This window comes from Rhodococcus sp. PML026 (genome assembly GCF_000963615.1).
Classification (GTDB): Bacteria; Actinomycetota; Actinomycetes; order Mycobacteriales; family Mycobacteriaceae; genus Rhodococcoides; species Rhodococcoides fascians.
On the sequence record NZ_KQ031376.1, the window covers coordinates 278,875 to 297,195 of the forward strand.

Sequence of the window (18,321 nt, forward strand, 5' to 3'; positions counted from 1 at the left end):
CTCATGTTCGTAGTAGGAGAAAGGGTTGTCAGGCGCCGAGCGCCGCGACCTCGACGAGGGTGTCGGAGAACGTCGGAGCGTTCCCGAGGTCGGCGAACACCGTCGGATTGAGCGAGGCCGGAGTCGACAGCGACAGCATGTTCTTGCGCCATGCACCCATCGCACAAACGGTGACACCCTGCATGACCGACTTGTCGAGTTTGGCAACGACGGTGAATTCGCCGCGATCGTTGAAGACTCGCACCACATCACCCGAAGCGATTCTCCGCCGTTCGCCGTCGACAGGGTTGATCAGCAACGTCGGCTCCTTCTGCACTTTGCGGTGCATGTCGAGATTCCCGAAGCTCGAATTCAGGTACGCGTGTGACTTGGGCGTGAGCAGATTGAGTGGATACTCCTCTGCCAGTAAGGGATTGGTCCTCGACGACTCGCGCGGCGGGATGTAGTGCGGAAGCGGATCCACCGGTTGTCCCGGCTGGTGGTCGTTCGATCCCTGCCGGAAGAGCGGCAGCACGAAGTTGCCGCCCGCCGCCGCCGAGGACAGAAACTCCGTTTTGCCGGACGGCGTCCGGAAATTGCCCTCTGCGTGCGGTGCGTACTCGTCGGGACCGGGAAGGTTGAGTCGCTGCCACCCGAGCTTCTTCAATGAATCGATCGTGATGCCCTCCATTGCCGGGGCATTCCAGTCGTAGGAGAGGGCGAGGAGTTCCTCATCGGTTCGTGAGAACACCGGTTCGGTGAAGCCCATCGCGGCGGCCAATCGGCGAAACAGCTCGGTATTGGGGACGGCCTCACCGAGGGGCTCGATCGACCGGTTGTTGTACGTGACGAACAGGTGTCCCCAGGAGAAGTTGATGTCGTCCTGTTCCAGCTGTGTCGTGGCGGGCAGAATGATATCGGCGTAATCCGCTGTGTCGGTAATGAAGTGGTCACTGACGACGGTGAACAGATCCTCCCGGCTGAGCCCGTCGATCATGCGCTTCTGATCGGGACACACCACCACCGGATTCGAGTTGTACACCATCAGTCCTTTGAGGGGCGTGTCCAGATTCAACCCGCCGGTCAGCGCCTCACCCAGCTGATACAGATTGATCACGCGTGTACCCGGAGTCTGCAGATCCGTCTGCAGAAACTCGGGCCAGTTCACCGGAAACGCCCACAGCGGCAGCTGCAGGATGCCGCCGCCGGGCTTACGCCAGGCCCCCACCAACGACGGTAGACAGGAGATGGCTCGGACGCTCTGCCCGCCACCTGCACTGCGCTCGATGGCGACGCCGATCCGAATGACGGAGGGCTGACTCTGTGCGTATTCCCTTGCCAGCGTGTAGATGTCTTCGACGGGAATGCCCGTCTCTTCGGACGCCCATTGCGGGGTGTACTGCTGCACCCGCTCGGCCAATTCGTCGAAACCGATGGTGAAGCGTTCGATGTAGTCCGCGTCGGTCAATCCCTCGTCGATGATCACGTGCATCATCGCCAGGGCGAGAGCGCCGTCGGTGCCCGGACGAATGGGGATGTACCAGCTCGCGGCCTTGGCGGTTCTGGTCTTGATCGGATCGATCACCACCACCTTGGCCCCGCGTTTCTTCGCCTCGGCTATGTACGGCCACAGGTGCAGGTTGGTGCTCATGGTGTTCGCCGCCCAGATCAGAATGAACTTGGAGTGGACGAAACTCTCGGGGTCGACGCCTGCCGTGTCGCCCACCGTCATCGCGTAGGCCGTGCACGAGCCGGCATCGCAGTAGGTGCGCTCGGCAACCGTCGCCCCGAGTCGGTTGAAGAATGCATCCCCGACGTTGAGACCCTGCGTAATGCCCTGGGTGCCGAGGTAATTGCACGGCATGATCGCCTCGGGGCCGAATTCCTCGGCGATGGAGGTGAATTTCTCGGCAATGGTGGCCACGGCCTCGTCCCACGAGATCCGCTCGAACTCTCCCGAGCCCTTGGGCCCGGACCGCTTGAGCGGGTACAGCACTCGGTCCGGGCTGTAGACCTTGTCGAGATAGTTGTCCACCTTCACGCAGAGGCCGCCGTTGGTGTACGGGTTGGTCTTGCTCCCGCTGACGCTCGTCGCCACCCCGTCCTCGACGGTCACCACCATCGAGCACGAATCCGGACAATCCTGCGCACACGCTCCGAGAACGGTGAGTTCCGTCGGGCGGTCGGCCGGGGCGTCGTGTGAGCGCGTATCTTCCTGAACAGTCGTCATGGGTGCTCCTCGGCGTGGATATCACTGGTATGTGTTATCCGTAGCCTGCACCGCGAGGACGCTCCCGACAGGACGCCGAGCGCCGTCTACTTTGCACTCTGTGCCCGAAGGCTCATCGCTCAGATCAATCCCTGTTTACTCGCGGCATAGACGGCCTCGGCACGGCGGGACACCGCGAGTTTGCGCATGATGTTGCTGACGTGAAACTTCACCGTCGTCGCCGAGATGAACAACCGCGTTCCGATCATGTTGTTGGACAGACCCGTTGCCAGTAGCCGGAGCACTTCGAGCTCACGCTCGGTCAGCCGCTCGATGCTGCTCGGTGTGCCGTTGAGTGAACGAACGACGGCCGAGGCGCTCCGGGAATCGAACGCACTCTCACCGCGCGACACCGCGCGGATCGCGCGAACCAACTCGGTGGTGTCGACGTCCTTGACCACATATCCCCGGGCACCGGCATGCACGGCCTCCACCACCAGACGATCGTCGAGGAACGTCGTCAAGACGAGTAGACCGATTCCGTTGTGCGCCTTGGACAACTGCGCACACAGGGCGAGACCCTCGTAATCGGAGCTGGCAGAGAGCTTGAGGTCCATCAGCACGATGTCGGGTGTGACCCGAGCGACGACGGCCAAGCCCTCCTCCCGCGTCGACGCCTCCCCCACGATCGTCAGGTCGGACTCACGTTCGAGCACCGACCGTAACCCGTCGCGCAGAATCGCATGATCGTCGACCAGGACGATCCGAACCCTGGGCGGCGCCGCCGGAGGCGAACCGTCTCGTACCACTGTGACGCTCATGCTGTGCCCTTCGTGGAATTCGGGTCGAGCGGTATACGCACTGCCACTCGCACGCCCCCGGTGCGGGCACGGCGGATCTCGAAGACCCCGCCGTGTTCGCGGGCGCGCGCCGCCATGTTCGCCAACCCGCGGTGGCGGCCGTCGACGTCGGTGGACTCGGCCATGTGCAGCATCATGCGCAAGTGCGCCGGATCGCCGTCACCGTCATCGGCAATCGACAGCTGTACCTGATCGAGCGAGTAGCTCAATCGAAGAATGGCCCGGGATGCATGTCCGTGCACTGCAGTGTTGAACAACGCCTCTCCGGCGATGCGGAGCAAAGCATGCTCGCATTCGCTGCTCAACTCGACGGGAGTTCCCTCCACCCGCAGCGAGACCTGCAACTCGTCGGGCATGTGGACCACCGAAAGCTGTTCGAGCATTTCGGGAAGCGACGTTCGGTCGGCGTCCTGAGGGTGATTGAGCGCGTAGATCGCCGACCGCAGCTGATCCACTGCCCGACGCGTCAGATCCTTGGCCAGATCCAGCCTGTCACTGCGCTCTTCCGCCGAGATGTCGCTGCGACAGACCTCGATCTGCATACCGGCCGACAACACGGCCTGGGTCACGCTGTCGTGCAGTTCGCGCGCGATGCGATGCCGTTCATCGTCGAGCACCTGATGCCGATGCGCGGCACCCAATTGTCTTTGCGTCAGCAGGAGTTCGGCATTGCGGGCGGCGAGGTCGGCCGCTGTTCGATTCGCCTCGGCGTAGGCATTCTCGGTGCGCTCGAGGAGTTGTCTTCGGCTCTGGAACAGAGCCGAATTCTGCAGGGCCACCGCGGTTTGCCTGGCCAGGATGCTGAGCACCGCGGCGTCGGTGGCGTCCAGCACACGTTGCTCACCGGTCCACGCTGCAAAAGCGCCCACGACACCCCCGTCGTACGCGATCGGCACGAAGGCGTGATGGGCGGAGATCACCGGGGTCAGCCCGTCGCCGCACGTCGACTGTCGGATCGACTCGAGGCAGTCGACGACGTCGTCCGGCAACGGTGGCCCTTCGACGTTGTCGACCAGAAACGGTGTGGCGTCGGGTCCGAGTACCAATCTGCGAGGACCGGCGTCGGGGAACGCCCCGTCGGCGAGAGCGAACACGACCCAGCGCGCACTCAGATGGGCTCGTGCCGCCTCGGCCACAGCGCACACCAGCGTTTCCGGACCGTCGACCGTGCGCACCAGCGCTCGCGAGATCAGTTCCAGCGCATAGACGACGCGTTCCAAACGTTCCGCAGCGCCGCGATACTGGGGGTAGAACGTGTTCTTGCCCGAACGCAGTCCCGTCAGCAACGAGAGGTCGGGTCCCGACGTCACAGTGCAGTCCTGAACAGATCGACCATCTCGCGGTGAGTGGCCGAGCGCGGGTTGGTGGACATGCATGCATCGCGTAATGCGTTGGTGGCCAACACATCGAGATCGGACTCGCTGACGCCGATCTCGGCCAGGCCGGCGGGAACACCGACCTGACGAGCGAGGCGGTCCACTCGATCGGCCACGGCCATTGCGGCCTCCTCCGGCCTGGCCCTGCCCTCGGGCAGCCCGAGACTCATCGCGATGGCCACGTACGGCAACGGATCCTCGGCAGCGTTGAAACGAATGACGTGCGGCAGCAGCACACCGTTGATCACCCCGTGCGGGAGATCGAGCAGCCCGCCCACCTGGTGGCTCATCGCGTGCGTCGCACCAAGTATCGCGTTCGTGAATGCCAGGCCGGCCTCCAGACTCGCCTGCGCCATCGACCCTCGTGCAACCATGTCGGTCGGCTCGTCGATGGTGCGAGCCAACTGTGACATCACCATGGTGATGGCTCGGAGCGCATGATGGTCGGTGAGCTGGTTGTGACCCAACGACACGAACGCCTCTATCCCGTGCGTCAGAGCATCCAAACCGGTTGCGGCGTTGAGCCATTCGGGCATCGTGGTCAGCAACATCGGGTCGATCACCGTGATGTCCGGTACCAGGGCTCGGCCGAGAATGGTGATCTTCGTCGAGCGTGCGGTATCGGTGACGATGCAGAACTGCGAGACGTCGGCTCCGGTGCCGGATGTCGTGGGCACCATCACCAGAGGCGGGATCGGCCGGGTGGCCCGATCCACCCCCTCGTAGTCGAGGATTCGACCGCCGTTGCCGGCGAGGACGGCAATCCCTTTCGCCGCATCCATCACCGACCCTCCCCCGATCGCCACCAACACGTCGCAGCCGAAGTCCGCGTAGTAACCGTGGCCGGCCTCGATCTCGACGTCCTTGGGATTGGGCGTCAGTGCGCTCCAGACCTGGGGCTCGAGCCCCTGCGCAAGAAGGAGGTCGACGAGCTGCCCGGCCCAGCCACTCTCGATCAAGCCGGCGTCCGTGACGAGCATCGGCCGTACCCCACCGAGACGACGCGTCGCATGCGCGACCTCTCCGAGCGAATCCGGACCGAACACGATCTCGGGCGCATGGAACTTGAGGACACGTGGCGTCTCGGCTCGGCTGCGCCGAGTATCGAGATCGTGCAGCGCCTTGCCTACGTTCGCAGTAGCTGCCTGGTCCACCGTTCACACCCTCGCTGTCCTTCGATCCGAACACGAACCGGACCTGTGATTCAGGTTACAACCTTACGAGCGCAGACGGTCCGTTCCCACCAGCACCGGGCCAGGTTCCTACCTACCCGATCGGGCAGGTAAGCGGTGTGACGGGTCGGGTCATGACAGCGCATGCCCCAGATCGGCGGCCTGCGCCGCCAACTGTTCCCCGTCTCGTGCCACCACCACTCGATCGCAGAATGGCTCGTACTCCTCCATCGAGCACGCGGCCTGCGCCCAGTAACGACGAGCTTCGGGAGTGATCCAGGCGATGCGGTGCACCTTGGACCGAATCTTCTCCAACGCATCGAGTCCGGGCGGCCGTCCGTTGCACCGACCGTCCCCCACGATGATCACCGCGGTGCGCTTGTTCAACACCTCCCCATGCGAGTCCAGCAGGTCCGCGAAGGTCCTGCCGTAATCGCTGCTCGCTTCGAGGTCCAATCGCGCATCTGCGAGTACTGCAGCCAGAGCACCGTCGCCCGTACTCCCGAGCAAGGTGGTCGTCACGTCCACCGGAGAATCGACGAAGCCCATCACAGTGCAGCGATGCGCACGCGAGTGCATCGCCTGGGCAAGTCTGAGCGTGAATGCGGTGATCGGGCGAACGGACAACGAGACGTCCGCCAGCACCAACAATCGAACCTTGTCCGGAACCGGTGTCCTGGTGACCAACCGAAACGGAATGCCGTCCGTGCGCAAGCTCGACCGAACCGTGCGACGCATGTCCAGCGGGCCCCGAGAGTGTTCGCGAGGCCGAGGCCGAGGAGTCCCGCGCATGTGCCGCAACACTTCGTGACTTGCGCGCTCGATCTCGGCATGGCTGTCGATCCCCCGCCCTGCGCCGTCGACCGGCACCGGTGACGACATCGTCCCGGTCAACTCACCCAGAGCTGCGACGAAGGCTTCGACGGCATCGGTGATCCTGTCCAACATCGCCGCGCTCAGCGGCCCGGAATCTCCGCCATCGCCGTACACGCTACTGGGATCGTAGGCATCGAACCATGCCAGGATACTTGCCGGATCCTCCCAGTTCAGTTGCCCTGCAACCGCTCCGCTCGTGCTCGACGCCAACTCCCCTGCAGCCGTCGAACCGGAACGCTCCAGATCGACGGTGTAGGTCACGCCCCGTCGACCCATGTCGCCATCGGTATCGATGGACAGATCGTGATCCTCCGACGACAGACTGATGTCGTCGTCGTCCTTGTGTGGGTTGAAGCCCTTGTCGGCCTCGGGGGCGTCGAGCAGATCTCCGATCTCGACGGCACGCTCGTTGTATTCGGCGTACTTCGCCGCCTCCTGGTCGGCTCCCACGTCGAGATCGGTCGGGAGGCCGCCCGCCACCTGCGCGCCGACCGGCGAAGTGTGTTCGTGGACAACAGCGTTCGAGCCGACTGCGAACAGCGAGTCGAACGCGAGATCGAATCCCTGCTGTTCGTGATCGTACTTCGCGCACGTGGCGCGTAACGCCGCGCGTAGAACCGTCAGGTCACCTGCCCCCAGGAGCCCGAGCACGCGTCGGACTTCGATGACCTCGGCCGGCGACGCCGCCACTCCGAACCGCCGCAGCGTCCGGCCGAACACTGCCGACAGCACGTCGAGTACCACCGACGGAGCGAACGGCTCGACCGCAGTCATCGTCGAATCCCGATGCCGCCCTTGTCCCGTCCACCATGACCCCGGAACGCCGTCGCAGTCGTGTTGACGACGGCTCCGAGAGATGGTGCTGCAGAGGCTGTCTCCGTCGCCGGGCCTGCCATCGCGATCTTCATGTCCGAGGAGTATTTGACCAGCGCGGCGAGCAGATACTTGCGGGTGTCCTCCGTGTGGCCGAGGACCGACGCGATACGAGCCGCGTCGATGACCTCCGAGATCGATGGGCTCTTGCGCAGCGGCAGCGCCCGCAGTTCGGTTGCCAGCGCCACGATGTCGGCTGCGACCCGATCGGGTACCTCCGGAGCGCGGGCGGTGACGATCTCCCGTTCCCGTTCGGCAGAGGGGTAGTCGAGATGAAAGTGCAGGCAGCGGCGTTTGAGGGCGGAAGACAGCTCGCGAGTGTCGTTGGAGGTCAGAATGACCCACGGATCACTTCGTGCGGTGAAGGTGCCCACCTCGGGAATGGTCACCTGCTTCTCGGCGAGCACCTCGAGCAGCAGCGCCTCCATGGATTCCTCAGTGCGGTCGACCTCGTCGACGAGAAGAACCACCGGCTCCTCGGACAGGATCGATTCCAGCAGCGGACGCACCGAGAGGAACGGCTCGGAATACAGGCCGAAGTCCTTGGCGGCGAGCATCTTCGAGGCGTCGTCGATGTCGGTGACGTGCTGGGTCAGCGCACCGATGTGTTCACGCAGCATCTGCACGTGCAGAAGTTGTTTGGCGTAATCCCACTCGTACAGGGCTCGGTTGTCGTCGAGCCCCTCGTAGCACTGCAGGCGCACCAACTTGCGGCCGCTCGCCGCAGCAAGCGATTTGGCCAGCTCCGTCTTTCCGACACCCGCCGGTCCTTCGAGCAGCAGCGGGCGATCGAGCGCTGTCGCCAGATGCACCACGGTCGCCAGGTCGTCGTCGGCGATGTAATCCTGCTCGGCGAGCGCCCTCCGCAGGTCGGCAGCGTCGGTGAATCGAACGGTGTCGGTGTCGTCGCTACGCACTGTCGACAGCGAGATCATGTGTTTCCCTTCGAAGAGCGGCGGAGCCGCAGTGGTGCGGTTATGCGCCGCCCGGGGCACATAACCGCACCACTGCGCAGCATTAGTACGACTCGTTGATCGCGTGCGAGACGACCGGAATCATCGACTCGACGGTGACCTCGCGGGGGTTACCCGGGGTGCACCAGTCTTCCTGGATGTGCTCGGAGATCTTGAGTACCGACTTCTCGTCACCCTTGATCACGTCGCCCTTACCGGCGTACTTGCCGGTGTTCATCCGGTTCTTGTCGTACGTCGCGGAACGGATCGACCCGAAGTTGTCGGGAATGCCGACGTCCTTCGCGAGCCGGATGGCGGCTTCGACTGCCGCGTCGGCCGCCTGGACGGTGGTCATGTTCTTCGTGTCGACGCCCATGGCCACGGCGATCTCCGCATAGCGCTCGTAGCGCGAAGGCAGGTTGTACTCCCACACGCGCGGCAGAGCGATGGCGTTGTTGAGGCCGTGAGCACTGTCGTAGAACGCACTGATCGCGTGGGAAATCGAGTGGATGACACCGAGTCCGCCGGAGTTGAACGCCTGCGTGGCGATGTACTGGGCGTTCATCATGCCCTCGCGAGCCTTCAGGTTGCCCGGGTCGTAGACGGCCTCGCGAAGGTGCTTGGACACCAGGCCGATCGAGTAGATCGCGTTGCCCAGCGACGGCGCGAAATCGAGACGCGACACGTACGGCTCGGCACCGTGTGCCAGAACGTCGAAGCCACAGAACGCGGTCCATTGCTGGGGGCAGGTGTAGTAGAGCAGCGGATCGTCCAGTGCCAGAGTCGGTGTCGACGCCTCGTCGAAGGCGAGCCACTTGTGCGGCTTCTCCATGTCCGAGGTGTCGGTGATGACGTACGCCCAGGACGTCTCCGAACCCGTTCCGGCGGTGGTCGATACGGCGATATGGGGTGGGTTCTGCTTGTTCGTGGACTTGGAGAATCCCTCGAACTCGTTGATGTTGCGGCCGTCGTGGGCAACGACGACGCGGATGCCCTTGGCCGCGTCGTGGCTGGAGCCGCCACCGACGGAGATGACGCTGTCGCACTTCTCCTTCTGGTAGAGCGCGGCACCGTCCATGACGTTGTAGTCCTTGGGGTTCGACTCGACCTTGTCGTAGAGAACCACCTCGACGCCCTGGTATTCGATCTTGCCGATCAGTTCCTCGATGATCCCGGATCCGCGCAGTCCGGTGGTGACGAGCAGGGCACGCTTGAATCCGAGTTCCTTCGCCTCGACGCCGATCATGTCGTGAGCGCCGACCCCCAGCTTGGCGCGGGGCAGCGGGTGAAACTCCTTGATGGGGAATTCCCAGATCTGATTGAGCTCGATTGCCATCGGTGTCTCCTCGGTGAGTGTGGTCAGGAAACGCCTGGGGTGTGTGATCGGCGTCTCACTGATGACCACCATGGCCGCACCGAGAGGAGATCGGAACACCTGCAGGGTAGAACCGTTCCAACACCGCTGCCGGACTATCCGATTGGGCAGTGCGTGGTGCCCGTCCTCGGGAGGGGAGATCGAGGAGTGATTGCTGCGCTAACGATTTCGTCGTTGCACAACCGAGAACCCGACGACCGAGATCAGTGCAAGAGCTATGACGAACGCCCCGTACACCTCGACCGTGGTGCTCAATCCGAGCCGGTGCACGGCGAGACCGGCGATCACCGCAGGCAGGCTGAAGGCGAGGTAGCTGATGACGAATGTCGTGGCGAACACGCCACCTCGCACCGCAGCGGGGACCAACGAACCGAGTGTGCGCATCGCACCGAGAAACGTTGCTCCCCAGCCCGATCCTGCGACGACAGCGCCGACGAAATACAGCGCGACCGAGCCGATTTCGACCGACACCAAGGTCAGCGCGACGCCGCTTGCGAGCACCGACGCGCCGATCATCATCACCGTGCGAGGAAGCCCGTTGCGCACGACGACAGCTGCTACCGAGCCCGAGGCGAACAGCGAGAAGATCTCCAGGCCGCCCACGATGTGGTTGTCGATACCGAAGACGGTGCCGATGATCGACGGGCCCAGCGAGAGGTGGAACCCGCCGAGCGACCAGGTCGCGAACAGGGCAGGGGCAATGACCACGAACGGTGCCCGCACCGACTTCGGCAGCGAGGCTCGCGGCAGCAGGGTCGACGCCAGGTGACGTCGGGAATCGAAGCCGCGCATCGCCGACGTCTCCGGCACGAACAGCAGGGCCACGGCCAGTACTGCCGCGGCGGCGATCAACAGGGCGAACACGAGAATTTCGGGTGCCGGCGCCAACTGCACCAGCAAACCGGCCCCGATCGCGCCTGCCGCCAGACCGAAGGAGGGGGCGACGCTGTTGAGCAGCGGGCCGGTCGACACGGTGGGCTGCAGATCGATGATGGCCGCACTCATGGCACCCGTTGCCGCGCCTGCGGCGATTCCCTGCACGACGCGAGCAGCGATCAACACCGGGACACTGTCGGCGACGATGAACAACACCAGACTGACGATCAGCAGCAGCAGTGACGCGACCAGGATCGGTTTGCGTCCGATGTGGTCCGACAGACTTCCCACCGTGAGCAGAGTCAGCAGCAGCGCCAGCGCATAGACGGCGAAAACGACCGTGAGGGTGATCGCGCTGAACCCCCACGACTGCTGGTACACCGGGTACAGCGGCGACGGTGCAGCCGAGGACGCCATGAGCACGATGAAGGCGACGCCGACCACCCAGAAGGCATACCGATGCGGAATCCGCGCCGCTGCTCTGCCCTGTACGTCCCGCGTGTCGACACCGACCATGTGCTCATTCCCTCCACTGCAACAACCGTTACCTCAGTGAAAGACAACGCACGAACCCACCGGGCATTCCCCGGCGGCGCGGAACTACCGGGCCCGCGCACCGTCGAGTAGCACCGTCGCCTCGCGGTAACGATGTGCACTCTCCGGCAGTACGCCTTCGATGCCGCTCAGCCACACCGAGACCGATCCGGTGCCGGCCCGCGCCGAACCGACCTCGTCCGCGCGCCGCACCGTCTGATTGGCCACAGCCGCCGCGCTGTCGAACATCGTCACGCCGTCCGGCAGACGCGCGACGATCTCGTCCAGCACCAACGGGTAGTGGGTGCACCCCAACACGATGGACTCGACGTCGTCGGGAGTGGCGGCCACCGCAGCGTCGATGGCCGCACGTATTCCGGTCGAGTCTCCGCGATCGATCGAATCGGCCAGGCCGTGGCAGGCCACGCTGGTCACCGTCCGACGAGAGGCGAATTCGTCGATCAACCGGGCCTGGTACGCACTTGCCGTCGTGGCCGCCGTCGCCCAGATCGCGATCCGATCACTGACCGCCGCTGCGGGTTTGATCGCCGGGACCGTCCCCACCACGGGGATCGAATCACCGAGCGCAGCCCGCACCTGGCTCAACGCCGTCACACTGGCCGTGTTGCACGGCAGCACCACGACCTCGGCTCCGAGTTCGACGGCATGCCGAGCGGTACCGACCACCCGCTCGATCACCCACGCATCCGGCTTCGGACCCCACGGAGCGTTGTCGGGATCCATCATCAGCACCAGATCGAGCTCGGGACGCGACTCACGCAGGTGAGCAGCCGTCGGGAGCATTCCCAACCCCGAGTCGATCAGTGCGACGATCATGCCAGTGCTTGCTCGACGTCGCCCACCAGATCGGCACCGTCCTCGATACCGACGGACAGACGCACCAGGTCGTCCGGGACCTCGAGCAGCGAACCGGCAGTCGACGCGTGCGTCATCGCGCCGGGATGCTCGATGAGCGACTCGACGCCGCCCAAAGACTCTGCGAGAGTAAAGATCTCGGTTTTCGCGCAGAAATCGAGAGCGGCCTGCTTGCCGCCGGCCAGCCGCACGGAGACCATGCCGCCGAACCGTCGCATCTGCTTCGCGGCCACCGCGTGAGACGGGTGCGACTCGAGGCCGGGGTAGATGACCTGCGAGATGGCCGGATGCCCGTCGAGGAATTCGACGATCTTCTCCGCGTTGTCGCTGTGCCGTTCCATCCGCAACGCGAGGGTCTTGATGCCGCGCAAGGTCAGGAATGCGTCGAACGGTCCGGGAACGCCCCCGGCACCGTTCTGCAGGAACGCGAACGCGGTGTCGAGCTCTTCGCTGTCGGTCACCAGAGCGCCGCCGACGACGTCGGAGTGGCCACCGATGTACTTGGTCGTCGAGTGCAGCACCACATCGGCACCGAGGGACAACGGCTGCTGCAGATAGGGAGACGCGAACGTGTTGTCGACGACCAGCTTGGCCCCGCCCTCGTGCGCGACACCCGCGAGCGCCTCGATGTCACCGACGTTGAGCAACGGGTTGGTGGGCGTCTCGACCCACACCAACTTGGTGTTCGGACGCATCGCGGCGCGGACCTCGTCGACGTTCGAGACCGCAGCCACGGAGTACTCGATGCCCCACTGGGTGAAGACCTTGTCGATCAATCGGTACGTGCCGCCGTAGGCGTCGTTGGGAATGACGAGGTGGTCACCGGGACGCAGCGCCGACCGCAGCATGCAGTCGGTAGCGGCCATGCCCGACGAGAAAGCGCGACCGTAGGTACCGGATTCGATGGCTGCGAGGTTGGCCTCGAGCGGCCGACGCGTCGGGTTGCCGGTGCGCGCGTACTCGAATCCGCTACGCATTCCGCCGACCCCGTCTTGCGCGAAGGTGGAGCTGGCGTAGATCGGCACGTTGACCGCGCCGGTCAGTGGATCGGGCTCGTAACCCGCGTGGACCGCCTTCGTGGAAAAGCCCTGCCAGGAGGTGTTGTCTGCCTTGCTGCGCTGCTCACTCATGGCCTCCACACTAATCGGCCTGCGTCGCCCGGCAGGGGCGTGGGTAACCTGCGAAGACAACCCCCAGCGGAAAGAGGCACCGTGGCCAACTCCCAGAGCGTCGACGAACTGTTCGCGATCGATTCCCTCCTCGACGACGAAGAACGTCAGATCCGGGACACCGTCCGCAAGTTCGGCAACGAACGCATCCGACCACACATCGCCGACTGGTTCGACGAGGGCACCGTTCCCGCGCGTGAACTTGCCAAGGAGCTGGGCTCGCTCGGCCTGCTCGGCATGCACCTCGAGGGCTACGGCTGCGCCGGAACATCGGCGACGGCGTACGGCCTGGCCTGCCTCGAACTCGAAGCCATCGATTCCGGCATCCGCTCACTGGTCTCGGTGCAGGGCTCGCTGGCGATGTTCGCGATCTGGAAGTACGGGTCCGAGGAACAGAAGCAGCAGTGGCTGCCGCGGATGGCCGAGGGTTCGCTCATCGGCTGCTTCGGTCTCACCGAGGCCGACTTCGGGTCCAACCCCGGCGGCATGCTCACCCGAGCCAAGCGCGACGGTGACGACTGGATTCTCAACGGCAGCAAGATGTGGATCACCAACGGTCCGGTCGCCGACGTCGCCGTCGTGTGGGCTCAGACCGACGACAAGGTCAGGGGTTTCGTCGTCCCCACGGACACCCCCGGATTCACCGCCAACACGGTGAAGAAGAAGCTGTCTCTGCGCGCGTCGATCACCGGCGAGCTGGTGTTCGACGACGTCCGTCTCCCGGCCGACGCGATGCTGCCCGAGGCCCGCGGCCTGAGCGGACCGTTGAGCTGCCTCAATGAGGCCCGGTTCGGCATCGTGTTCGGAGCGATGGGCGCGGCGCGGGACTGCATCGAATCGGCCGTCGAGTACTCCAAGACCCGCGCGGTGTTCGACAAGCCGCTGGCCGGATACCAGCTCACCCAGGCCAAGCTCGCGAACATGGCGCTCGAACTCGGCAAGGGTCAACTGCTCGCGCTGCATCTGGGCCGGCTCAAGGACAAGGGCGAACTGCCGGGCGAGCGAGTGTCACTCGGCAAGCTCAACAACGTGCGCGAGGCCATCAAGATCGCTCGTGAATGCCGAACCATCCTGGCCGCCAACGGAATCACGTTGGAATACCCCGTACTCCGGCATGCCAACAACCTCGAATCCGTCCTCACCTACGAGGGCACATCCGAGGTCCATCAACTCGTGATCGGGCAGGCGCTGACGGGCTCCAGCGCTTTCCGATAAGGCGGCTGCGCCGCTTGTGAGCGGAACCTCGTAGCCTGCTACGTGTTCAGTCTGGGGACATATGAGACACGAGATGTCCACGGACATGTGACACACGGGCTGTGATGATGCTGCGGGGCACTGTGACCGGCTATGGAGTAATCCATGGCCAGATCGGATGCCCGGATGAACCTGCTCGACGCCACCTTGACCGCATGGATCATCGAGGGAGCCGACGTCTTCGACGAACGAGGCCTGTCAGGCTTCTGCGCCGACCACGGGCTCTCCCGCAGTACCGCCAACCGTCACGCCGCCCGGATCCGAGAACGGGGCCGGTGGGAACTCGACTCCCGCCGGCCCCGCTCGAGCCCGACACGCACCCCCGACACCATCGAAGCCCGCATCATCGCGCTCCGCGGCAAATTGGGCCGCGACAACGGTGCCGACAACATCAGCTACGAGCTGACCAAGATTGCCGCCGAACATGATTGGGCCGGCAAAGGCTGGAAGGTCCCGGCCCGATCGACCATCAACAACATCCTCACCCGCCACGGCCTGGTGACCCCGGAACCCAAGAAGCGACCCAAATCGTCCTACCGCCGGTTCCAATACGCCCGGCCCCGTGACTGCTATCAGATCGACGCCACCGAAGTCGTACTCTCCGGCGGCGGGAAAGCCACCGTCTTCGAAGTTCTCGACGACTGCACCCGCACCCTCGTCGCGACGTACGTCTGCCACGCCGAGACCACCGCCGGAGCCATCACCGCCATCGGCAGAGCGTTCACCGACTACGGAGTACCGGCAATCGTGTTGTCCGACAACGGAATGGCATTCTGCGCGACCGCGTCGAAGGGCCGCTCGAAGTTCGGCGCGTTCGTCACCGGGTCCGGTGCCAGGCTCATTCACTCGAGCCCGTACCACCCTCAGACCAACGGCAAAGTCGAACGCCACCACCGCACCTTCAAACAGTGGCTCACCGACCAACCCACCCGGCCCGCCACCACCGCCGAGTTGCAGACATCGTGCAACCGCTACCAGAAGTTCTACAACAACGACCGCCGCCACAGTGCCGTGAACATGCCCCCGCAGCAGGCATGGAACCGCGCAACAACCCTGGGCGGCCCGCAGCACCTACCCACCCAGGTCGACGCCACAGTCGGCACCCACTCCGTCTCCGGCTCCGGCGTGATCTCCGTCGGCGACCACACGATCTCGGTCGGACGGCCCCACGCACACACTCGCGTGACCGTCCTGCGCGACGGCAACCACATCACCACCTACACGGCCAGCGGAGAAGTCCTCGGCCACTTGCACCTGAACACCGACAAGCGCTACCAAGGACAACTCCACCGCCCCGCAGCCTAGAATCGTGTCTCACATGTATCGAGACACCCGTGTCCCACATGTATCAAGACAGCACACGTAGCCTGCTACGAAGTTCCACTCACATGCCTAGGCACCCTTACTGAGGAACCCGAGCAGATCGTGGCGAGTGATGACGCCGACGGGCTTGCCCTCTTCGACGACCATCAGCGCATCGGACTCCCCGAGTGCCTTGGTGGCGTCGGAGACGGTTTCGCCGGCACCGATCAGCGGGAACGGGGCACTCATGTGCTTGGCGACCGGGTCGGCCAACGCTGCGCGACCCTCGAACACGGCGCTGAGCAGATCGCGCTCGGTGACGCTGCCGGCGACCTCGCCTGCCATGACGGGCGGCTCGGCTCCGACGACGGGCATCTGCGAGACGCCGTACTCGCGCAGAATCTCGATGGCGTCACGCACGGTCTCGGACGGGTGGGTGTGCACCAGATCGGGCAGGGCACCGGACTTGCCGCGCAGCACTGCGCCGACCGAGGTCTCCTCGGTGGTGCCGTCCAACCGCGAACGCAGGAATCCGTACGAGGACATCCACGAGTCGTTGAAGATCTTCGCCAGGTAGCCGCGGCCACCGTCGGGCAGCAATACGACGACCAACGCGTCGGGACCTTCGCGTTCGGCAACCTGAATGGCCGCGACAGCAGCCATGCCGCACGAGCCGCCGACCAACAGGCCTTCCTCGCGGGCGAGGCGACGAGTCATGTCGAACGAGTCGTTGTCGGACACGGCAATGATCTCGTCCGGGATGGACGGGTCGTAGGCGGTCGGCCAGAAGTCCTCACCGACACCCTCGACCAAGTACGGACGTCCCGTGCCACCGGAGTACACCGATCCCTCGGGGTCGACGCCGATGACCTTGACCTTGCCGCCGGAGACCTCCTTGAGGTACTTGCCGGTGCCGGAGATGGTGCCGCCGGTGCCGACGCCTGCGACGAAGTGCGTGATCTTGCCGTCGGTGTCGGCCCAGATCTCGGGCCCGGTGGTCTCGTAGTGGCTGGCCGGGCCGGCCGGGTTGGCGTACTGGTTCGGCTTCCACGCTCCCTCGATCTCGCGGACGAGTCGGTCGGAGACGCTGTAGTAGCTGTTGGGGTCTTCGGGCGCGACGGCCGTGGGGCAGACGACGACCTCGGCACCGTAGGCACGCAGCACGTTGCGCTTGTCCTCACCGACCTTGTCGGGGCACACGAACACACACTTGTAGCCACGCTGCTGAGCGACGAGCGCGAGGCCGACGCCGGTGTTACCGGACGTGGGCTCGACGATGGTGCCGCCGGGCTTCAACTCGCCCGAGGCCTCGGCTGCGTCGATCATCTTGACGGCGATGCGGTCCTTCGACGAACCACCCGGGTTGAGGTACTCGATCTTGGCTGCGACCGTGCCGGCGCCGTCGCCGATGACGGAGGACAACTTCACCAACGGGGTGTTGCCGATGAGTTCGGTGATGTGCTGTGCGATGCGCATTGCTCCATCTTCCCAGATGCAGGTATCGGACTCTCGGCCACGGCTGTCGACACCCGCATACGATGGTGAGGGGGCACGACGAGAGGGATCGATCTGTGACGGCGAGCGGATGGCGTACCGCCGCGAAAGCGAGCGCCGCGACGGTACTTGCAGGCTCAGGAGCAGGGACTGCGTCCTGGGCCGCGTACCGACATCTGATGGGACAGGCCGCCGCGGCTCGCGGTGTCATCGGACGCAACATTGCCAAGCCACCCGAGGCCGACGGGGTCTACACCGCCGGCTGCGCAGCACCTGAGCGGTGGCGCATGGGAAGTTCAGCAGATATTCATCTGATGATCTTCGGCGACTCCACCGCGGCAGGCGTGGGTTGCACTGTGGCCGACGAGGTCCCGGGTGTCCTGCTCGCCCGCGGGTTGGCCGAGGAAACCGGTCAACGAATCCGCTTGAGCACCAAAGCAATTGCCGGTGCCACGTCCAAGGGACTCGAAGGTCAGGTCGACGCCATGTTCGTCGCGGGCCCGCCGCCCGATGCCGCGGTGATCTTCATCGGCGCGAACGACGTCACCAAGAAATTCTCCATTCCGGCATCAGCGGCCAGGCTGGGCGATGCAGTCGAACGATTGACGGCCAAGGGCTGCGTCGTCGCCGTGGGAACGTGCCCCGATCTCGGTGTCGTGACGGCCATTCCGCAACCGCTGCGTACCGTCGTCCGCAATTGGGGTCGGCGGCTGGCCCATGCCCAGACGGCCAGGACTCTCGGCGCCGGCGGGCATCCGGTCGCCCTGGCGGATCTGCTGGCACCGGAGTTTCTGGCCGCCCCCGACACGATGTTCTCGGCGGACCGCTTCCACCCGTCCGCTGCGGGTTACGAGCTGGCCGCGCAACAGATTCTGCCGGTGCTCGCCTCGGCCCTCGGCGTATGGCACGGCGGTCCACTGCCCGAACTGCCGACGGTGTCCGCCGCTGCCGAATCACGCAGAGCCATCCCCCGCGCCACCGCCGCAGTGGACCGCTTTCTCCGGCGTAGAACTGCCGAGATCGACGCCGAGATCGACAGCGCGGCGGAGGATCTCCTACGTCGTGGCGATGGCCGTCAGGCAGGGTTGTAAGTTCGATCAGGAGACATCGCCTACTCGGCGGTAACAGAGCAGGTAAGCAGTA

General features: G+C 64.8%; 14 protein-coding genes. 3 read left to right on the forward strand and 11 right to left on the reverse strand.

Annotated elements, in window-relative coordinates; translation table 11 throughout:
* Positions 1 to 28: 28 nt before the first annotated feature.
* The 10 genes from VF34_RS20835 to VF34_RS20880 all read right to left on the reverse strand — a co-directional run bounded on the left by VF34_RS20835 (position 29) and on the right by VF34_RS20880 (position 13,089).
* Positions 29 to 2,209: a molybdopterin-containing oxidoreductase family protein gene (locus VF34_RS20835; RefSeq protein WP_032373915.1), complete on the reverse strand. Its 2,181-nt coding sequence runs from the start codon at positions 2,207 to 2,209 to the stop codon at positions 29 to 31.
* 119 nt (positions 2,210 to 2,328) lie between these two features.
* On the reverse strand, positions 2,329 to 3,009 hold the full coding sequence (locus VF34_RS20840; RefSeq protein ID WP_027496266.1) for a MadR family response regulator transcription factor: 681 nt from the start codon (positions 3,007 to 3,009) through the stop codon (positions 2,329 to 2,331).
* Positions 3,006 to 4,358 carry a MadS family sensor histidine kinase gene (locus VF34_RS20845; protein WP_045841999.1) on the reverse strand — a complete coding sequence of 451 codons (1,353 nt, stop codon included), beginning with the start codon at positions 4,356 to 4,358 and terminating at the stop codon, positions 3,006 to 3,008. Before VF34_RS20845 ends, VF34_RS20840 begins: the two co-directional genes overlap by 4 nt.
* Positions 4,355 to 5,542, reverse strand: coding sequence for an iron-containing alcohol dehydrogenase (locus tag VF34_RS20850; RefSeq protein WP_045842105.1), 1,188 nt, complete (start codon positions 5,540 to 5,542; stop codon positions 4,355 to 4,357). The genes VF34_RS20845 and VF34_RS20850 overlap by 4 nt, the downstream gene beginning before the upstream one ends.
* 186 nt (positions 5,543 to 5,728) lie before the next feature.
* A complete protein-coding gene (gene madC, locus VF34_RS20855; protein WP_032373918.1) occupies positions 5,729 to 7,246 on the reverse strand; it encodes a MadC family VWA domain-containing protein in 1,518 nt (505 codons plus the stop codon).
* Positions 7,243 to 8,280 carry a MadB family AAA-type ATPase gene (locus VF34_RS20860; RefSeq protein ID WP_032373919.1) on the reverse strand — a complete coding sequence of 346 codons (1,038 nt, stop codon included), beginning with the start codon at positions 8,278 to 8,280 and terminating at the stop codon, positions 7,243 to 7,245. Before VF34_RS20860 ends, madC begins: the two co-directional genes overlap by 4 nt.
* Positions 8,281 to 8,362: 82 nt before the next feature.
* The gene (gene mdo, locus VF34_RS20865; RefSeq protein ID WP_027496261.1) at positions 8,363 to 9,634 is read right to left on the reverse strand and encodes an NDMA-dependent methanol dehydrogenase; all 1,272 of its coding nucleotides are present in this window, start codon (positions 9,632 to 9,634) and stop codon (positions 8,363 to 8,365) included.
* A gap of 198 nt (positions 9,635 to 9,832) precedes the next feature.
* Complete coding sequence (locus VF34_RS20870; protein WP_032373920.1) at positions 9,833 to 11,065, reverse strand: MFS transporter; 1,233 nt, start codon at positions 11,063 to 11,065, stop codon at positions 9,833 to 9,835.
* A gap of 84 nt (positions 11,066 to 11,149) precedes the next feature.
* On the reverse strand, positions 11,150 to 11,920 hold the full coding sequence (locus VF34_RS20875; protein ID WP_032373921.1) for a glutamate racemase: 771 nt from the start codon (positions 11,918 to 11,920) through the stop codon (positions 11,150 to 11,152).
* On the reverse strand, positions 11,917 to 13,089 hold the full coding sequence (locus VF34_RS20880; protein WP_032365667.1) for a cystathionine gamma-synthase: 1,173 nt from the start codon (positions 13,087 to 13,089) through the stop codon (positions 11,917 to 11,919). Before VF34_RS20880 ends, VF34_RS20875 begins: the two co-directional genes overlap by 4 nt.
* Positions 13,090 to 13,170: 81 nt before the next feature.
* Here VF34_RS20880 and VF34_RS20885 point away from each other — a divergent pair, with 81 nt between their 5' ends.
* Both VF34_RS20885 and VF34_RS20890 read left to right on the forward strand, forming a co-directional pair.
* Positions 13,171 to 14,343, forward strand: coding sequence for an acyl-CoA dehydrogenase family protein (locus tag VF34_RS20885; protein ID WP_032373922.1), 1,173 nt, complete (start codon positions 13,171 to 13,173; stop codon positions 14,341 to 14,343).
* A gap of 144 nt (positions 14,344 to 14,487) precedes the next feature.
* The gene (locus VF34_RS20890; RefSeq protein ID WP_231578256.1) at positions 14,488 to 15,687 is read left to right on the forward strand and encodes a DDE-type integrase/transposase/recombinase; all 1,200 of its coding nucleotides are present in this window, start codon (positions 14,488 to 14,490) and stop codon (positions 15,685 to 15,687) included.
* 87 nt (positions 15,688 to 15,774) lie between these two features.
* Here VF34_RS20890 and VF34_RS20895 read toward each other — a convergent pair whose 3' ends face one another.
* On the reverse strand, positions 15,775 to 17,160 hold the full coding sequence (locus tag VF34_RS20895; RefSeq protein WP_032375640.1) for a cystathionine beta-synthase: 1,386 nt from the start codon (positions 17,158 to 17,160) through the stop codon (positions 15,775 to 15,777).
* Between the two features lie 62 nt (positions 17,161 to 17,222).
* Here VF34_RS20895 and VF34_RS20900 point away from each other — a divergent pair, with 62 nt between their 5' ends.
* Entirely contained in the window at positions 17,223 to 18,269 is a 1,047-nt protein-coding gene (locus VF34_RS20900; protein ID WP_371828237.1) for an SGNH/GDSL hydrolase family protein, read from the forward strand.
* Positions 18,270 to 18,321: the final 52 nt, after the last annotated feature.